Here is a 614-nt window from a genome sequence, read left to right as displayed (position 1 = left end):
GCTCGGTGATTCCGACCCGTGGCGCGATCATTCCGGCCGCGGTCGGCGTCGACATCGGCTGCGGCATGGCGGCGGTGCGTACCACGCTGCGCGCCAACGACCTGCCCGATGACCTGCGGCAACTGCGCAACAGCATCGAGCGCAGCATCCCGGTCGGCAACGGGCGCGGCGGCGAGCATCACCGCATGCCCGACAGCATCCACACCCGGTTGGTGCAGTCCGGGCTGGCCGCCGGCCTGGAGAAGATCAAGGACAAGCACCGCAGGATCCGCACCGATAAGCTGGACCGCCAGCTGGGTACGCTGGGCGGCGGCAACCACTTCATCGAACTGTGCCTGGACGAGACGGATACGGTGTGGGTGATGCTGCACAGCGGCTCGCGCGGCACCGGCAACCTGATCGGCACCTACTTCATCGAGAGGGCGCGCGAGGAGCTGGCCCGGCGCGTGCTGGGCTTCCACCTGCCGGACAAGGACCTGGCGTTCTTCATGGAAGGCGAGCCGCTGTTCGATGACTACGTTGAGGCGGTGTCGTGGGCGCAGGATTATGCGCGGCAGAACCGCGAGGCGATGATGTCGCGCGTGCTGGCCGAGATGCGCCACCGCCTGCCGAAG

1 protein-coding gene is annotated in these 614 nt (G+C 68.1%); it reads left to right on the top strand.

The window, feature by feature from the left end; all coding sequences use genetic code 11:
* Positions 1-614 (top strand): RtcB family protein (locus CKY51_RS22310; RefSeq protein WP_211904954.1); only part of this gene is annotated, 614 nt, incomplete at both ends.

Source organism: Xanthomonas maliensis (assembly GCF_009192945.1).
GTDB classification, from domain to species: Bacteria; Pseudomonadota; Gammaproteobacteria; order Xanthomonadales; family Xanthomonadaceae; genus Xanthomonas; species Xanthomonas maliensis.
This window is presented reverse-complemented; position numbering and strand designations above follow the sequence as displayed.